The following is a 15,195-nucleotide window of genomic DNA, read 5'->3' on the forward strand; positions in this document are numbered from 1 at the left end:
TGAGGAGTGCATTAATCGGTATAATTAACAAAAATACATAATCGTAAATACAAACAGGGATCCTGTGTTATGGGTAGAATCGTTAATCCCTGCGGTTAATACCAGGTACTAAAGCCGATGTTTGGAATAAAAAACCATCGGCGGTTTTCCCCTACCATTGTACGAGATGCGAATCTGACACCAAACAGCAGCGGTAGCTAGCTGGTCTGTCACACCAAAATCCTGCAACGATGGGCGGTTTAAAACCGTCATCTTTCAGGTTTCTGATTTAACATGTCCCCATCTTCATGCTTTGAAGCAAACGGCATCCCTGTCCAACCACAATTACCCCTGTTTTCGTCGTAACTGAAGCCACTTCTGGCGATGTTCAAATTGCCAGTATTGTGGTTGTGCGAGAATCCCAAGTTTTTCCACCACAAGCGGTAACATAGCCCATACAGCCTCTGAATCGAACAATTCTACACGGTAGCGCTCCATGAGTTTATCAACGCGCTTATCAGCAGCTTTTTTCGCTGAGCTGACCTGCTTACCATTCAGGGTTGCTGAAGGCTGGTAATCCGCTCTGGCAACCGGATAAGGAACATACTCACGTAGCAGGCGAGAAAAATCAGGTTCAAGCTCAGAATCTACCAGCGCGTTACGGTCATTAAATGCGAGTTTCGATACCAGATTCTCCATACTGAGCAGGTTGTTCAGCATGAGCTTTTTCTTGCCGGGTGATAAACGCAACTCCAGCCGCAGAAAACGCCGGAACTGTTGCTCATCAAGCAGAAGGACAGCTTGTTCATACCTTCTCTCAGTTGCCACACCCGGAGCATCGGCCTTTTCATATATTGACGCGACGATAGTCGTAGATCCCAGCCGTAACCCTTCCTGCTCTCCATGCAAATCATTAAAGTCGCCGCTCCTTGCACCAACCAGCCTGATTAAATAGTCGTGGAGCTTCATTCCCACCACGTCCAGCGCGTAATGGATAGTTGTTATCCAGGCATTACGTAATCCCTGATATAGGTACTTACCGATGCGTCCCTTCCGCCCCAGCCACACAAACAAATCAGTTATCTGTTTCGCAGAATAGTGCTGGGGACTAAGTTCCATTCGCTGAAATCCACGTTGACTACTGGCTGGATCAAAATGGATTGCCAGCAATATGGGGTGTTTGCGCGATTTAGCTTTCAGTCGGATTTCCACCACCCAGCGATAGTGTCCACCGCACTCATCCCTTCCAGCCGGTCGAACTTTGATCAGGTAGTCACCACTAGAGACAAGACCAAGCAACCGCTGCTTGAGTTCGAGATTTTTCTTCCAACCATGCATGTCCGTGACACATGCTAGTTTGTCCAATCCTCCATACATAGGCTGGCCTGCACTATTCATATTCAGAGGATGTTTGCCAAGTAAAGATGTCACACGTTCACGATTAAATTGTTGCGTCATATTCTGTTCCGATAGCGCATAGCAGCAACAGTGATCCCCTCTTTCATATGCAGGTATCATCACTGTTACTGCTTATATGGTTGTATGCCAGGGGTTGGATAAGGCTTACAGATCACTGCGTATTGCTAATCCCGCGCGACTCAATCCAGCTTTGAATTTCATTTGATCCCCATCCCACTGCGCGCCCACTGTCGCCAGTCAGTTTCTTAGGTATTGGGAATGTCCCTTTCGCAATGAGTCGGTACATCGTGGCGGCGGAGATCCCGGTCAGGTGAAGAACTTCTTTTTTGCGGAGAATACGGTTGGTGTTCATGCTTGTGCTCCTTTGAGCTGTTTCAGGAGCTGCGCTATTTACAAGCATGAAAATGGGCTGAATTAGGGACAAAAGCGTGATCATCACGGCTTTTTGTAGTATTTGAGCTTTGACGTTGCGTGAAGATCACGTTAAATACATAATCAACCATGATCTTCACGTTAAGTTACCTACCATTTTTTCTGAGCATTGATGACACAACTGCGCTGGGAATTATTACGTGAAGATCACGCTAGCATGGCTTGTTGATTAATATAATGACGAACAGGCACCTTGAATGAAGGCAGGATTGGCATGGAAAACGAAGACAAAACGCGATTGCAGAACCGTCAGAGACAGGAAAAACGCCAGGGGAATCTGAAAAGGCGTTACGGTAAAGCCTTCTCCCTGAATCTCAATGAAGCGACGATGGAACGTCTGCTTAAAATCATCCCTCAAACCATAGTTAGGAAGAATGAAGAATCAATAACAGTAAAGAGAAGCCTTGCGGTAACCGAGCTGATTAACCGATATTTTCTCGAAAATACGGTACCCCGACATTCTGAAGTATCCGTCACCACTTATGAACTCTATTGTAAGGTTAGGAACATGCGTATTTCAGGTAAAATAAGTCAAAAAATTGCTGAAGAGTTAAATAATGCTGGTCATTTAATCCCTGTGTTTGACAACGAGACCGGGCGGATTTCGCTGGAAGAAGGCACCTGGAATAGTAGGGATATATTAACTATATCTGACACGAATAAAATAATTCAGATGATTGATTCAAATGAAAGGTATCAATAAATATCATAGTCATATCTTTTAGATTTATTAACAGCATTTGATATGACGGCTGTTTCTTATTTTCATGCTCTCTCCATGATAGTCATAGCGCGACGTCGTGGATATGTCGCTGTGCTCCGCAAGCTGACGTACGGTGTGGATATCCACGCCCGGCTATACCAGCGGATAACGGGGTGAGGTAGTAGTATTTAAGCTGTGGCTGGATTAGATGTCGGACAGGGCGTTACTATTAAATTGTCATGACTAACAAGGAGATAAACTATGGTATTTAACATCGACGAAGAAGCACTTCGGGCCTCAGTATTCAAACAGCATTATGTTCCTGCTGTTGAATCTATCGGAAAAATTGGGCGTTACTGGTTTGGTGGAACACGGCAGGCCGCCTCAATGGTAGCATCCTTATTGAGAGAAAGTGGGATGTCGGTCATCTTACATAATGCACCACCCCGATGGGAATTCGTGGTTTACCTGACAGAAAGTGAAGTCAATAGTGATGACTTAGATAAAATTGCGCTTCGTCGACACGAGCTGATAGAACAAGGTGTTGCAGAACGGGATTTTCCTCTTTAGCCATCACCAGCACCGCAACCTCTGTGATGCTTTGGCTTTCATGTCATCATCACGATAGTCGTACCGGGTTGTGGTGGTTATGTCGCTATGGCCTGCCAGCTGGCGTACGGTATTGATGTCCACGCCCTGCTCCAGTAAACGGGTGATAAAGGTGCGTCGCATATCATGTGGGGTAAAACGTGCTATATCTGACGTTTGCTGTAATTGCTCCAGGATGCCGGTTAAACCGGTCGTTGTCAGCGGCTGGCTGGTAACCCTGCCGTTGCGCTGAATACGGTTAAACAAGGCATCCCCGGCCTCTTTCACTCCACTGGCTTTAATCCATGCGCGGATGACTTTATCTACCGCTGCCGCAACGTGTATCTCCCGGTATTTACGCCCCTTCCCCTGCCTCACTGTAAGAATGCCATTGTTATAGTCCCGGCGCTCAAGGCTGACCAGTTCCCCGGCCCGCAAACCCGCACCGCAAAGTGTCATTACAATGGCGACATCACGACAGCAGCGGATACGTTGCGGATGCCGTTTAGCGGCCTGAACGAGTGCACGAACCTCCTCCCGGCTGAGCGCCCTTCCCCTACGCTGGATATCGCCACTTACGCGCTTAACTGATCGGATACGTGCCAGCGTTTCAGCATCCATGCAGTTGAGGTTAAAGGCTGTCTGCGCCACGCCCCGCAGTGCTGACAACGCCATATTCACCGACGACACGGCATAACCGTCATCCAGCAGTGCCACACGTACTTTAGCTACGGCGGCGTAGTTAAGTTGTTCCCACGGATAAACTGCTGCATCCGCACCACGTTTGAGTATGCGGGCACTGCGGTTCAACAGACTGGTGATACCCCGCCGACCCGATGGTGCCAGACCACCAATATACGCATCAAACACGGTAGTTTGCACCACCGGAACGACCTGACGAAACGCAGCCCTTTTCATGTGCTTAACCCGCAATAACGTACATTAAACCAAGTAACTTTCAGCATCACACCAGCCCCCGCTCAGCCATCGACACCGTTTCAGTTCCCGCTACGATAAAGTGGTCAAGTAACCGCACATCCAGCATTTCCAGCAGCTCCTGAAGTTTTTTGGTCAACTTGATATCGCAACGACTGGGTTCAGGCTCGCCGCTGGGGTGGTTGTGGACAAGGATGACTGCGGCGGCGTTATGTTTCAGTACGCGTTTGATAACTTCGCGGGGGTGAACGCTGACCGAGTTTAACGTACCCCTGAACAGGATTTCGCGGTGCAGCAACTGATTCTGATTATCGAGCAGGATGATGCCAAACTCTTCATGTTCAAGCGGTGCCAGCTCAACCATTACGCACCGTCGAACCTCATAAGGGGAACAGAGTTGAACGCCACGCTGATAGTACCGGCTGATAATGTCACGCGCCTGGTCAAGGATACGGTTTTCACGCTGGGTAAACATGGTCATTTCAGAACTCCCGTTCAATGAAGTAAATGGCGTCGGGAAACAGCTGGCGGCGGGTTACACCAGTACGCAGGGAGAAGGCTTTACGGGGCATGGTGGTTCGCCCGTTGCTGTCGAATAAGCAGAGCATTTCTTCATCTATTTTGACCAGAAGGGACCAGTGAAACTGGTCGCTGAGCATAATCAGGCGGGAGTGGTCAGTGACGTCAAGAAACCGCTGCATTTCCCTGAAAAGCCGCCCGTCGGTTAGCCCCCGCGTCCCGGCAAAGGGTCTGGTGATTTGAACTGGGAACTGGCGGCTGTAATGTCCTTTCTGCAACACCTGAGCTATCAGCCAGTCTAAACGGTCTTCTTCAATCCCTTCAGTTAGCCATTCATGCAAAGGCCAGCGCTGCTGATAAGCCTGAATAAGCCGGTTCATTAAAGGGCGTCGCTTCACCCTGCCGTCATACAGCCAGCTCAGCATGTTAACCACGCAATAAGCCCCGCAAAGACAGTCCAGTTCGCCCTGTTGAGACGCACGTATCCCTCTGTTATCAGTCACAGATAATTCCCCGTAAGATAGTGATGATTAGTGTGGTGGGATTAGCTTTCCCAGAGAATGGTAATGGTGTAAGCGTTCATGGCGTGATACTGAATAAAGTTGGATTGCCAGAGTTCAAACAACTCCCTTCCGGCGTTAACAGGCAGATCACCAATATGAGCAAGAAAGACATATTGCTGACTCCAGCTAAAATCAAATTCCTTTTCCAGTTCAGGGTATACCGTCCCCATATAACTGAAGTCGGTAATGTAATCGAAATACCATTCATCATTGCATGAAATAAGCCGTATTTCGACGGGATGGAAACCGCCCTTTTCAGCGCTGTAACTCAGGTCTTTAAATAACAGACTGACGGCTGTAATTTGGGCTTTATGCGGCGGTGGATTTCCCGCTTCATTTATTATGATGTTTATTAATTCCTGATCGACGGGCATAGCCAGCCCTTCCTGATGGATAACACTCATCGTTTTCATTCCGAAAAATATGCATTTGGATTGATGATACAAACCAATAATTGACCATTGCCCATACTGACTGTTTAGACGATAGACGTCCTCCCATCAGAATGGGATAATAAAATGAAATGCTAAGTTGGCAATTAATTTGTATCAGCCACTGGACAATATGACACTATCCAGCAATGTTATTTTACCAGGGCTATGCTTTTAATGCAAATAGTTTCACTCAGGAACTAATTTGGTTGTTATTTTATAAACTCATCTAAAAACATAATCAAGCTTTTTCTCTTAGTGTTATCTAGCTTATTCCAGACTTGCTCGAGACGTTGTTTTAATTCAACGTCAAGCCCAGTAGCATAGTTAATCGGGATATCAGAAACATTTAAATCCTCCATACAATCAATAAAGAACCAACTGATTGGAGTTTTTAAAGCAACGGCAATTTTGACTAAATGAGCAATATTGATCTTATTCGTTCCGCGTTCATAGCGGGAAAGTTGTTGTTGAGAGATATCGATAGTCTCTGCAAGATCGGCAGCAGTTAGCCCTGCTTCTTTACGTCTGGCCTGAATACGCTGTCCTACCAGCTTATCAGCTGAATCTGCCATCAGTTTAACCATCATTTTATCTCCAGAACGTCCATAAGAGGAATTCTGGGGCCTTTTTACTCTTGCATGAACATCCATAATGGACATAAAATTGATATTTACGTCTTTTATAGACAAAAACGGCTGCAGCCGATCAACCAGGCTGGATTGAAAGCCCCATCTGTTGAGCAGCAGAGCAAAGGTGGACAAAAAGGAGAACATTGTGGCAACCACCATTACTGAGATAACGGATTGCTTTGAGTACTTTTTCAGCTCTCTTTACCGGCGAGAATTTGTCAAAACACTGCGTCTGAATGAATGTAGCGAGCGGGAATTACTGCCTTTGGTACGTTGCTATTTGCTGGGTTGGTTTGCAGACAACGTCTCGCCTGAAGTCAAAAGCAGGCTACCAGGAACGGTATCCGGGCATGGTTTCATTGATTTTGTGATTGACGATGTGGCCGTTGAGTTTGCAGTCCGTAAGCCAACAGCTGCTCGTTCCAATGTCTCCGCAACCGTCAACAGCACGGAGGTAAAGAAGCTGATGAAGCACGACGGCAAAGCCCTGCTTGTACTATTTGACTTCTCTGACACTCCCTATTCAGAAGAACAGATCGAATCTTTCCGTAACTGGCCCTCCCTGGGTCGGGGGAATCACCGTAAATCAGCTTTCAACGTTGTGTATTTCTTTGTGGAAAAACGCAGACCTCTGGCACTAGGGAAAATCACCAAAAACATTCGTATCAACTAACAAGGAATTTAATGATGGAAAGAACATTTGTTGCGTTATTACTGGCAGGCGTTGCCCTTCCGACAATCGCTGCTCAGTACTCCAAACCCGGCGCTGTTTTAGCCTTGAAACCAAGTAATAGTAATGTGGAGTTCAGTATAAGTGCATCAGTCAGGGATGGCTCAGGGACCTGCAATATGGAGGGGACAGCACAACAAATAGCTGCTGGCGAGAATCAGAAGCACCGTTGGGTTTGGAATGATAGTTCCAGCCAGTGCGTTGCAGTGTTCAGTGAAATGAATAATGGGAAAGCCGGCGTTATGACGCGTAGTTGTGAAGGATACTGCGGTGCTTCTGCGTCGGGTTTAATAGATGGCCAATACAACAAAAAATAACAAGACAACAACTTTGAATTGAAGGAAAACAATAAATGAAAGTAAACATGCTTCTGGTGTTGATTGCAGCGGGTTTAATGGTCGGTTGCGGTGATAAGACGCCCAAATGCAACAGTGATGATGCCAAGAATCTGGTCGTTGATATAGCGAGGAAAACGATAGAGAAAGGAATGACGTTTGATAAGGATGTCCGAATTTCTGTCGATAATGTCAGGACTTTAAGTCATGAGCCAGGTCTTGAAGTTTATCAGTGTGCTGCTGATCTAACTTTCGCCAAACCAAACATGAAAGACTCGTTGCCAATTTCGTATCGGATACAGAAAACAGAGGATGGCAAGGGACAATTTTATATAAATGTGTATGGTTTATGATAGTTAAACGGCAAAGGATGCCAGTCGACAAGAAGAGGATTTTTTTTAGAATTTGACCGGTGGATGGGATTGATTCAGATTGGCACAACAGCCGAAGACATTCATGCTACACATTAGTAATGTTAGGGACTGTGACCAATCAATGACCGCCGCCGTTGTTCCGACGCGCTAACTTAATTGACTCTATATATGCGCTCCGTGCCATATGCAGACATTAAAAAGAATCGCATGTATTAATCAAAAGGGAGCAGGTCATAGGCTGAGCTCACGGGCAGCGGCAGCGATACCAATACGCTCAGCCAGTTTCAGGGCTTCATCGAGGAATTAGGGTGTGTACTGCTTACGGGTCATTTTGCTGGTCGATGCTGGTTTTGTCATGAGTAATCACCGCTGGCTGAGCGTCAATATATTACGGGTAAGATCATCGAGCGTTGTTTAAGGTAAGCGTTTTCCCCAGGTCTAATTCTCTCCTTCACTCTGCCAGTGAAACTGAAACGCCGATCTTCTTGTATCCTGCATATTGATGACGTAGAAGTTGCGGGGAAAATACTCTATTGGTGTCTCACTGAAGGTGTTTAATCCGTACAATGCAATTTGTTTTCCTATTATTTCCGTTGGATCTGGGATGGTGCTGGAAGGCACACGAAAGACCTTAACAACTGAATTATCGGGTAGCAGGATCTTCAGCGTAAGAAGATGATCGTCATTTTCCGCATCAAGTAATTTTCCACTAATATCGATTCCGCCATGCTGATGATCAGAAAGAGACGGTTGCATCTGCTTGCATAGCTTTTCTGTCCAGGCCGGGCACGAGCAACGGCAGGAACAATGGGAGCAGTACGTGCCTGGACAAGCCAACTCATATACTGAAAGTGGGATATTCCGTGGCAAAAGTCGATTAATATTTTTGATAATCGTAGTGACCCGTTCAATCAGGTCTGTATTTAGTGCCCCTTCCCAACTATCACGGCTCCCCGTCAGAACTAACCCAATGTTCATATCAGGTGCTCGCTCTTTTACCATTATGCCATAGGCCGCAACCTGTAACAGGTTAGCTTCTTTCGGCTGGTTTTGTTCGTCTGTTACCTTTCCGGTTTTCAAATCAACTACGTTTAACCGATCGGGTCGCTCCTGATATATGAGGTCGGCCCGCCCATGCATATCGAAATCATTGCTGGTCAGCATAACCTCCCGGCCAACGGGTAATGTTTTTTCGTGTGCAAGGCCCCCTTTTACGAAAACAGGCGGCATAAGCGATCTGACGTAGCGGATCTGGGTAACAAGCATTTGGCGTGACACCAGCCCGGCAACGCCGTGACGGTCATATATCCAGTTTGCTACCGGCCCGGCACGTCGATTGGCTTTCAGCTCGATCGAAAAATCATTTTCCAGTTGCCTGAGGGTATAATTCCCAAAAGCGGCCTCCCTGCGTATCACTGAATTGACCCGTTGATGTATTACCTGGCCCAGAATCACTCCCGGGTGCAGGGGTAAACGTGCGTAAGAATGAGCTTCACTTTCCAGCAGGTATTTCGCCGGGCAAATGACGAAGCTCCCCAACAGAGAAGGAAGCACCGGACGAGTACGCGATAGCGTCATTTCATTCATTGCATTATCACTCCTGAGCCGAGGACGCCTGAGTCCGTAATTTTGCCATTTCAGTCCCCATGCGGCGGGATAATGCAAAAGTATTCGTCGCGTCTACGTCCACCTCATATGAAAATGCCTCAAGTTCCGGGTTTGCAGCAAATGCAGCATCTGGATCCCAGAATGGATGTAGTACGGCAGCCCAACGCCCGGCCCCGGTGCGAATCACGGGTATATTCCCCTTCATTTCTGCGGCACTGTCGCTGTATAGCGAAGCGGCCTCTTTGGCTAATCGTAGGGCATTTTCTGACCAGTCAGCTACGCCCGGAGAGGTAAAATCACCGTTCAGCCCGGCGTTATAGGTTTGATCCAGAAGAAGTTGAATAACATCCAGTCCCAGACGCCAGTCCAGCAATCCGTGATACGGCTGGTTTCCGTACCGGTGCAGGCAGTGATAACACCCCTGAAAGCAGCGTTCGCGATGATCGGGTTGCAGGAACTCAGCCAGCGGGTAGGCCGTTTTGTTATTTAAAATATTCTTCATGATCTCAAGGATAATGAGAGAACCGGATGCGCCCTTCTGCTGTAGCCGTTCACATAACCCTGAACCATTAACCAGACGATCGGCCATTTGCAGAACCGGTACCGACTTACCGTTTTTCAGCATTTGAACACGGGGTTCCAGAATTTCGATTTCTTCAGGATCAATATCCAGTAGCTCTTTTGATGCATAATTCACAATGATAGAAGACGCCGAGAGCGCAGCAGCTCTGAATGCCGGAGTTAGAGTGGAATACTGTAGCCGGAGACCCGGCGGGGTTTGGGCAACCATCAGCGCAAGTAGATCAGTCACTTTAGGCGCGGCAAGATAAAATGTGTTTCGCGTTTCTCCCCGATCGGTAAAGCGGTTTTTAACTAACAGGTCGGCCTCAATTATTTGACTATCCATCCAAACCCGGTTCGCCCAAAGCGGCTGGTGGGTCCCCTGCTTTCTGAAAGGGACCGATAGGCTCCCCTGTGTTGCGCTGAAACCACGCCATGTTTTATTGGTATAAATTCCCCGATTCAGGCGGTGCAGACATGTCTGTGGCTGAAGCTGTATCGCCACATTAACGTCAGGCTCAGGCGTTGCAGAAAAAGCGTAGGCTTCTGCAATTGATACACGACTGGCCGTGGTCAAGATCTGATCAAAATCCTCTTTGGCCGATTTTGGTTCCAGCGTGGTGATAAATCCATAAGGAACATAGCATTGATAGCGCTCTGCCTTATCCATAACGGCACCGCAGATAGTACATTCGGTAGCCAGAGAGTTTGCTGGAGCCCAAATGTTGCACACCGGACAGGCGGTCATTGTTCTGAGTTCACCCGGTTCGCAGGCATTTGAATAAAATGATCGTGGATTTTTTCTGCTCTGTTTAAGCAGTCCACTATAACCTGCTGTAAAGTAGCGTCGTTTATCCTGAACCAGAATTTTTCCGGGGGCAAATTCCTGTATCGCAATATCCAGATCGCGATCCATGCTGGCGAATTCGATTTCTTTTCCACCTGTGCTTACAGGCCTTGTCAGCAAAAGGCGTGATCGGGTCGGCATGCCATACATTGGGAATTTACCGTGTTCCGCCAACGCTTCAGCCAATCCTTTCGCCTCCATCGCGCTGTCGTTCAGTACGGCGTTGATATCCTGAATCAGCTGTTCCGGCGTCAAAGGCTGAATAATTTTCTGGAACAAATGGGGGTTTTGCTGTGTGCTAGTCTGGGCAAATTCATTGCGCGCCAGGATGGTTGCTTCGATGGCCTGCCGGATTTTTGGCAGCCAGTCCGTTTGGTTTTCTTTCAGCCAGTGCACCGGGAAAAACTCACCATGGTTATCAGGGACGTGTGCGTAGTCGTCAACCGGCCATGGATGATCGGCTTTTTCCGTTTGCTGTCTTAACCATTTGAATGCTGACACCATCCAGATTTTTCGTACCAGTCTCTGGCAGATCATTTCCAGCTTTGTAGTCAGAAACGGTGGCGGAGGGAGGTCGCCTGTAATTTTTTCCGGATAGCGGAAGTAAAACAGATCGTGACTCTTACTGCGACACGCGGTTAATACGAATGAAAACGCTTGTCCACGTCGTCCGGCACGTCCGACACGTTGTTGATAATTAAAGCGCTGTGGCGGCATGTTGGCCTGAAAGACCGCACGTAAATCACCGATATCCACGCCCACTTCCATGGTTGTGGTTACGGAAAGCACATCAACCACCCGGGCTGCCCGGTCAAGATCTCGATCGGGCTCAAAATTTTTCATTCCTTCTGGTAAAATATCATCGTCGTCGGCAATCAAAATACCTTTAAACCGGCGTAGCCTTGCCGCCGGATTTTCGGTCATTCCAGTCAGTTCCTCTGAGCGCATCCTGTGAATACCAGAAGAATGTGAGAGACGTTTGCCGAGATAGTGTTGCATCTGGAGCGTTTTTGCCTCACTGCACGGCGTTTCTGGTAAAGGAGAGTAGCAGCGAGTACAGATTCCCGCGCCGGTGTGCATGTGTATACGCCCACAGCGGGAGCAGCGCCAGACGCGATCTGTAGGTTCCGCCAGGCGAAAGTGCATTTTACCAATATCAATAATACCGCCCTGATGACCCGCCAGCTCTAGTCGCCGGAGAAAACTATCAATTAAAGATAAAGGCTCGCCTCCTGAACACTGGCATATCTCCTGTGTAAAACGGTACAGGCGGTTTCTACGATTGACATCGCGCGCTGAACTCCATGGAGTTTCTGGCTTTGTATATTGTGAAGGGGTAACCCGGTATGCGTCCGCCAACACACGAAACATTGCGTCATAAATCGCGAGATGTTCCCGTGAGTCGTTTCCGGTAATGGGAAGGCAGGGATAACCCCAACCGGACTCTTCCAGCGCGAAGTAGGTTTTACTGAATACGCTTTCCCCTACCAGCCGTTTCAGATCGCGTGAAATCTCCTGTCGTGCCACAAGCAGGTTGTCTTCATAGGATGGAAGCGCTTTCCAGCACCACTCCCCCTGCGTGTTCTTTTCAAAGAGTTGTTGCCATGCAAAGGTCAGCGTGCCTTCTTCATGTTTTTCTGGATCGGGAACAGGCGCGATGCCAGTACGATCGGAAGGGTGAATACCTGCATCTACCTGCGCCCTTAACAGCGGGCCAAGTGGTTGACCTGCATCCGGTGATTCAGGTTCGAGGATTTCACGCAGAGGTATGCTGTCAGATTCAGGCTTTGATAATAACCCTCTGATTTTCTTTCGTTCATCAGCAAGTTGATCCAATTCATCCTCTTCCTCATCCGACCTTACGCTGAGGTTAACTAGTGTTTTGTTCCGGTTCTCTATCTCTGCCTGGCGTATTTTTAGTTGGTTATGGGACGGTTTATCAGCCGCAATAGTCTGTAGCGAATGGACAACAATTTCTCGTCGGACGTCGTCATGGTGACCCGATTCCAGATCGAGCGCCGCCCTTGCGGCATCTTGACGACTGTCTGAAAACGTTACCAGTTGCTCACGGTTACCCGATCGCTGTAGTTCCGCCATTAGCGAGCTGGCCAGTAGTTGTGTCGTTTTCGAAAAACCGACGCGAAAGCTACGGATTGGGGAGAGCTTACCTTTGCCGTATTTATAGGACGTACCGCACGCCGGACACTGAAAAGGTAGCGCCGTTCCCGGTGACTGGCTGGATGACTGGCCTCTTTCCGAGGAGGCAAATTCACCGGGTTTAACGTAATAGAACCAGCCCGCTATATGGTTTTCCGGTAGCGGTTTTAAGAGCGATGCTGGGTGTTGAATAGTGGCGGTAAATGGATCGTAGCTGGCTTTTACCCAAGTACCAAAAGTATTGTCATTATCGCTGTTTAGCTCCTCATTTCCTTTCGGCCAGAAACGTTCGACAACGGGCATAAATAGCGCGTATTCTTCAGCAGATCGGCGTTCTACCATGACTGATTTTGCGTGTTCGGGCAGTTGTTCCGTATCAGGGTCGTTGGGTAAAAGTTCAATTCGACTTTCTGAACCGGAAAAGACCGAAGGTTTACCCCCCCAAAAGAGATTACCGCAACATTCACAATAGAGTAATTCGACACGCCGCGATTTTTTATCTTTGCCGTAACGTAAGCCGGACTCCACGGTAAGATCGCCAAAATATCTGTGATTAATTTCTTGCGCAGATGCAGCGCTAGGGACGGGCAATGGCGCGACATATAACCCCTCAAGAGCGCGCAAAAAAGCATGAGCGCGGAAACGTGGCGCACCGATATCATCAGGAAAGGCATGTGAAAACCATTGCGGCCAATCTCCCTCAGTCGAACGTAACCAGATTAATGCCTGGAGCGCTTTGTCACTATGGGGTTGGGCGTTAAAAAGGCGTGAACTAAGCATTTTGATTGACGTAGCTCTCGGAGAATGATCGTCCGTATAGCAGCCACTTTCAAGCAGGTTGCCCGCCTGTAAAACGACACGTTGCGCTAGTTGTTCTGTAGAGGCTTCACTGGCTGTCATTTCCATGCTGCGGGCGACATTCTGCCAGTGTTGTAATGAGGTAAGTGGTGCTTGCTGTAACTGAAGCACTGCGTGATAAAACGCCTCCAGATCCCCCTGGAAAAGAGACATATTGCCCGGGGGAAGGGTGTCACCTTTAATAATACATTCTCTCCAGTCGCTGGAAGAGGCACCTGCGGGTAATCCCCGCTGACCGAACATCCCCCATAAATATTCGACGCTTTGATCACCTTCAGCACCTTCAACGGGTAAAGAGGCGCTGGAGGCCAGAATGCGCAATTTGTGTCGGTGTTTTTCCTGATCCAGCCCCAGCCGGTTGATCAAATGTTTAAGCAAGTAGCTGACTTCAGTACCAGCGGTTCCTCGCTGTAGATGAAGTTCGTCAAGAATAAGATAAAAATAGGCATCAGGATCGCGCTCAATCCACTGTCGGGTTTGCTCAAAAATAGGATCGTCCACCTCGCGAACCAGCATCGTTGAGAGCATGCTGGTGTTGGTGATCAGAATATCGGGCGGTGTCTTTTGCATTTCCCAGCGGCTGAGAACCTCTCCGCCAGCGGTTCGGGGGAAATTAAACGATAATTCGTTATCCTTGTCCTGCTGCGCTTGTCGTACCGCCTCCTGATGGGTCTCTTCCGTTAATTGCATATATTCACGCAGCTCAGTGATTTTTTTAGCCACGCGCTTTTTCTCATTTTTTTCTTCACTGAGTCGGGGATGTTTAAGCCAGCCAGTTACTTTAGTTGCGCTGGTATAACGGCCAAAGAAGATCCGGTTGCCGCCGAAATGCGTATCCATGACATCATGAGCTTCGCTGGAATCCAGCGCCCGTCGCATACGTACCAGTTGATCCTCTACCAAGGCATTCATCGGGTAGAGGATCAGCGCGCGTACCGCTTTCGGACGAGCAGCGGCTTCATGCTCGCGCATGAAGCAGGGCTGTTTATCCGCTACCTTATGCCACCACGGTTGCCAGCACTTCAACGCCGGGCTTTGCGGCCAGCCGGTAGCTTCTTTTGCGATCTGTGCCAGAACCGGCAGTAAAAATGATTCGGTTTTACCGGAACCGGTCCCGGAGGTGACAATACCCGGTTTCCCTGGCTGTACCCCTCTTTTCAGCATGTCCAGTTGATGGGTATAAAGATTAAAACGTCCCTTAGTTGAATCCGTTTTATTGTGGGGCAGAAGTCCACCTAAACAGAGGTCGATGAATGCCGCCCTTTGTTGCGCATTAAACCCTGGCAACCATGTCTGACCATAAGCATCATTTCGTAATTCGCTGATAGTTAAGCCATAATGCTGATATCGGGGCATCGGTTCAAGAAATAGATCGGCACATAATGTCCCTTGCTGTTCCAGTAACGCTCGCCGTTCAGACTGTATGTCTGATGAATCAATACGGAAGGCTGTTTCAAGGTACGAAATATAAAAATCTCTTATTGATTCAAATGTTTCCAGTGGATTATTCATTATTATTCCTT

The 15,195-nt window shown here is 48.0% G+C and carries 14 protein-coding genes and 2 pseudogenes; 5 read left to right on the top strand and 11 right to left on the bottom strand.

Going from position 1 to position 15,195, the window contains the following annotated elements:
- Positions 1 to 324: 324 nt before the first annotated feature.
- Both FFB58_RS05370 and FFB58_RS05375 read right to left on the bottom strand, forming a co-directional pair.
- The gene (locus FFB58_RS05370) at positions 325 to 1,437 is read right to left on the bottom strand and encodes a hypothetical protein (protein WP_138369272.1); all 1,113 of its coding nucleotides are present in this window, start codon (positions 1,435 to 1,437) and stop codon (positions 325 to 327) included.
- 112 nt (positions 1,438 to 1,549) lie between these two features.
- On the bottom strand, positions 1,550 to 1,750 hold the full coding sequence (locus FFB58_RS05375) for an AlpA family transcriptional regulator (protein WP_097169344.1): 201 nt from the start codon (positions 1,748 to 1,750) through the stop codon (positions 1,550 to 1,552).
- Positions 1,751 to 2,044: 294 nt separating this feature from the next.
- On the opposite strand from FFB58_RS05375, the gene FFB58_RS05380 reads away from it, so the two are divergent.
- Positions 2,045 to 2,533, top strand: a complete 489-nt coding sequence (locus tag FFB58_RS05380) for a hypothetical protein (RefSeq protein ID WP_097169343.1) — start codon at positions 2,045 to 2,047, stop codon at positions 2,531 to 2,533.
- A 27-nt stretch (positions 2,534 to 2,560) separates the two neighbouring features.
- On the opposite strand, the pseudogene FFB58_RS23025 reads toward FFB58_RS05380, so the two are convergent.
- Positions 2,561 to 2,695, bottom strand: a pseudogene (locus tag FFB58_RS23025) (site-specific integrase); the annotation flags it as partial.
- A gap of 99 nt (positions 2,696 to 2,794) precedes the next feature.
- Between FFB58_RS23025 and FFB58_RS05390 the strand changes: the two are divergent.
- Complete coding sequence (locus FFB58_RS05390) at positions 2,795 to 3,103, top strand: hypothetical protein (protein WP_138369273.1); 309 nt, start codon at positions 2,795 to 2,797, stop codon at positions 3,101 to 3,103.
- A 3-nt stretch (positions 3,104 to 3,106) separates the two neighbouring features.
- Here the strand turns inward: FFB58_RS05390 and FFB58_RS05395 are convergent, their stop codons facing one another.
- From FFB58_RS05395 to FFB58_RS05415, 5 genes are all read right to left on the bottom strand, one after another.
- On the bottom strand, positions 3,107 to 4,039 hold the full coding sequence (locus FFB58_RS05395; protein ID WP_138369274.1) for a site-specific integrase: 933 nt from the start codon (positions 4,037 to 4,039) through the stop codon (positions 3,107 to 3,109).
- A 46-nt stretch (positions 4,040 to 4,085) separates the two neighbouring features.
- On the bottom strand, positions 4,086 to 4,538 hold the full coding sequence (gene radC, locus FFB58_RS05400; RefSeq protein WP_138369275.1) for a DNA repair protein RadC: 453 nt from the start codon (positions 4,536 to 4,538) through the stop codon (positions 4,086 to 4,088).
- A 1-nt stretch (position 4,539) separates the two neighbouring features.
- Positions 4,540 to 5,001 (bottom strand): hypothetical protein, encoded by a 462-nt coding sequence (locus FFB58_RS05405; RefSeq protein WP_138369276.1) that lies wholly within the window; start codon positions 4,999 to 5,001, stop codon positions 4,540 to 4,542.
- 119 nt (positions 5,002 to 5,120) lie between these two features.
- Positions 5,121 to 5,513: a DUF2787 family protein gene (locus FFB58_RS05410; protein ID WP_087856096.1), complete on the bottom strand. Its 393-nt coding sequence runs from the start codon at positions 5,511 to 5,513 to the stop codon at positions 5,121 to 5,123.
- A gap of 269 nt (positions 5,514 to 5,782) precedes the next feature.
- The gene (locus tag FFB58_RS05415; RefSeq protein WP_275411603.1) at positions 5,783 to 6,346 is read right to left on the bottom strand and encodes a helix-turn-helix transcriptional regulator; all 564 of its coding nucleotides are present in this window, start codon (positions 6,344 to 6,346) and stop codon (positions 5,783 to 5,785) included.
- Between the two features lies 1 nt (position 6,347).
- Here FFB58_RS05415 and FFB58_RS05420 point away from each other — a divergent pair, with 1 nt between their 5' ends.
- From FFB58_RS05420 to FFB58_RS05430, 3 genes are read left to right on the top strand one after another with little or no spacing between them, the layout of a single operon-like run.
- Positions 6,348 to 6,875 (top strand): hypothetical protein, encoded by a 528-nt coding sequence (locus FFB58_RS05420; protein WP_087856095.1) that lies wholly within the window; start codon positions 6,348 to 6,350, stop codon positions 6,873 to 6,875.
- A 14-nt stretch (positions 6,876 to 6,889) separates the two neighbouring features.
- A complete protein-coding gene (locus tag FFB58_RS05425) occupies positions 6,890 to 7,249 on the top strand; it encodes an acyl-CoA dehydrogenase (RefSeq protein ID WP_138369277.1) in 360 nt (119 codons plus the stop codon).
- A gap of 35 nt (positions 7,250 to 7,284) precedes the next feature.
- Positions 7,285 to 7,620: a hypothetical protein gene (locus FFB58_RS05430; RefSeq protein ID WP_087856093.1), complete on the top strand. Its 336-nt coding sequence runs from the start codon at positions 7,285 to 7,287 to the stop codon at positions 7,618 to 7,620.
- Positions 7,621 to 7,878: 258 nt separating this feature from the next.
- On the opposite strand, the pseudogene FFB58_RS05435 reads toward FFB58_RS05430, so the two are convergent.
- The 3 genes and pseudogenes from FFB58_RS05435 to FFB58_RS05445 form a co-directional block, all read right to left on the bottom strand.
- Positions 7,879 to 7,998, bottom strand: a pseudogene (locus FFB58_RS05435) (IS3 family transposase); the annotation flags it as partial.
- 81 nt (positions 7,999 to 8,079) lie between these two features.
- Positions 8,080 to 9,228 (bottom strand): PD-(D/E)XK nuclease family protein, encoded by a 1,149-nt coding sequence (locus FFB58_RS05440; RefSeq protein WP_087856092.1) that lies wholly within the window; start codon positions 9,226 to 9,228, stop codon positions 8,080 to 8,082.
- A 7-nt stretch (positions 9,229 to 9,235) separates the two neighbouring features.
- A complete protein-coding gene (locus tag FFB58_RS05445; protein ID WP_138369278.1) occupies positions 9,236 to 15,184 on the bottom strand; it encodes a DEAD/DEAH box helicase in 5,949 nt (1,982 codons plus the stop codon).
- Positions 15,185 to 15,195: the final 11 nt, after the last annotated feature.

Source organism: Enterobacter sp. MF024 (assembly GCF_005843915.1).
Classification (GTDB): domain Bacteria; phylum Pseudomonadota; class Gammaproteobacteria; order Enterobacterales; family Enterobacteriaceae; genus Enterobacter; species Enterobacter barmai.

Excerpts from the sequence above, each read along its gene's own strand:
- FFB58_RS05370 (WP_138369272.1), bottom strand. The coding sequence starts at position 1,437 with ATGACGCAACAATTTAATCGTGAACGTGTGACATCTTTACTTGGCAAA.
- FFB58_RS05375 (WP_097169344.1), bottom strand. The coding sequence starts at position 1,750 with ATGAACACCAACCGTATTCTCCGCAAAAAAGAAGTTCTTCACCTGACC.
- FFB58_RS05380 (WP_097169343.1), top strand. The coding sequence starts at position 2,045 with ATGGAAAACGAAGACAAAACGCGATTGCAGAACCGTCAGAGACAGGAA.
- FFB58_RS05390 (WP_138369273.1), top strand. The coding sequence starts at position 2,795 with ATGGTATTTAACATCGACGAAGAAGCACTTCGGGCCTCAGTATTCAAA.
- FFB58_RS05395 (WP_138369274.1), bottom strand. The coding sequence starts at position 4,039 with ATGAAAAGGGCTGCGTTTCGTCAGGTCGTTCCGGTGGTGCAAACTACC.
- radC (WP_138369275.1), bottom strand. The coding sequence starts at position 4,538 with ATGACCATGTTTACCCAGCGTGAAAACCGTATCCTTGACCAGGCGCGT.
- FFB58_RS05405 (WP_138369276.1), bottom strand. The coding sequence starts at position 5,001 with ATGCTGAGCTGGCTGTATGACGGCAGGGTGAAGCGACGCCCTTTAATG.
- FFB58_RS05410 (WP_087856096.1), bottom strand. The coding sequence starts at position 5,513 with ATGCCCGTCGATCAGGAATTAATAAACATCATAATAAATGAAGCGGGA.
- FFB58_RS05415 (WP_275411603.1), bottom strand. The coding sequence starts at position 6,346 with ATGTTCTCCTTTTTGTCCACCTTTGCTCTGCTGCTCAACAGATGGGGC.
- FFB58_RS05425 (WP_138369277.1), top strand. The coding sequence starts at position 6,890 with ATGGAAAGAACATTTGTTGCGTTATTACTGGCAGGCGTTGCCCTTCCG.
- FFB58_RS05430 (WP_087856093.1), top strand. The coding sequence starts at position 7,285 with ATGAAAGTAAACATGCTTCTGGTGTTGATTGCAGCGGGTTTAATGGTC.
- FFB58_RS05440 (WP_087856092.1), bottom strand. The coding sequence starts at position 9,228 with ATGAATGAAATGACGCTATCGCGTACTCGTCCGGTGCTTCCTTCTCTG.
- FFB58_RS05445 (WP_138369278.1), bottom strand. The coding sequence starts at position 15,184 with ATGAATAATCCACTGGAAACATTTGAATCAATAAGAGATTTTTATATT.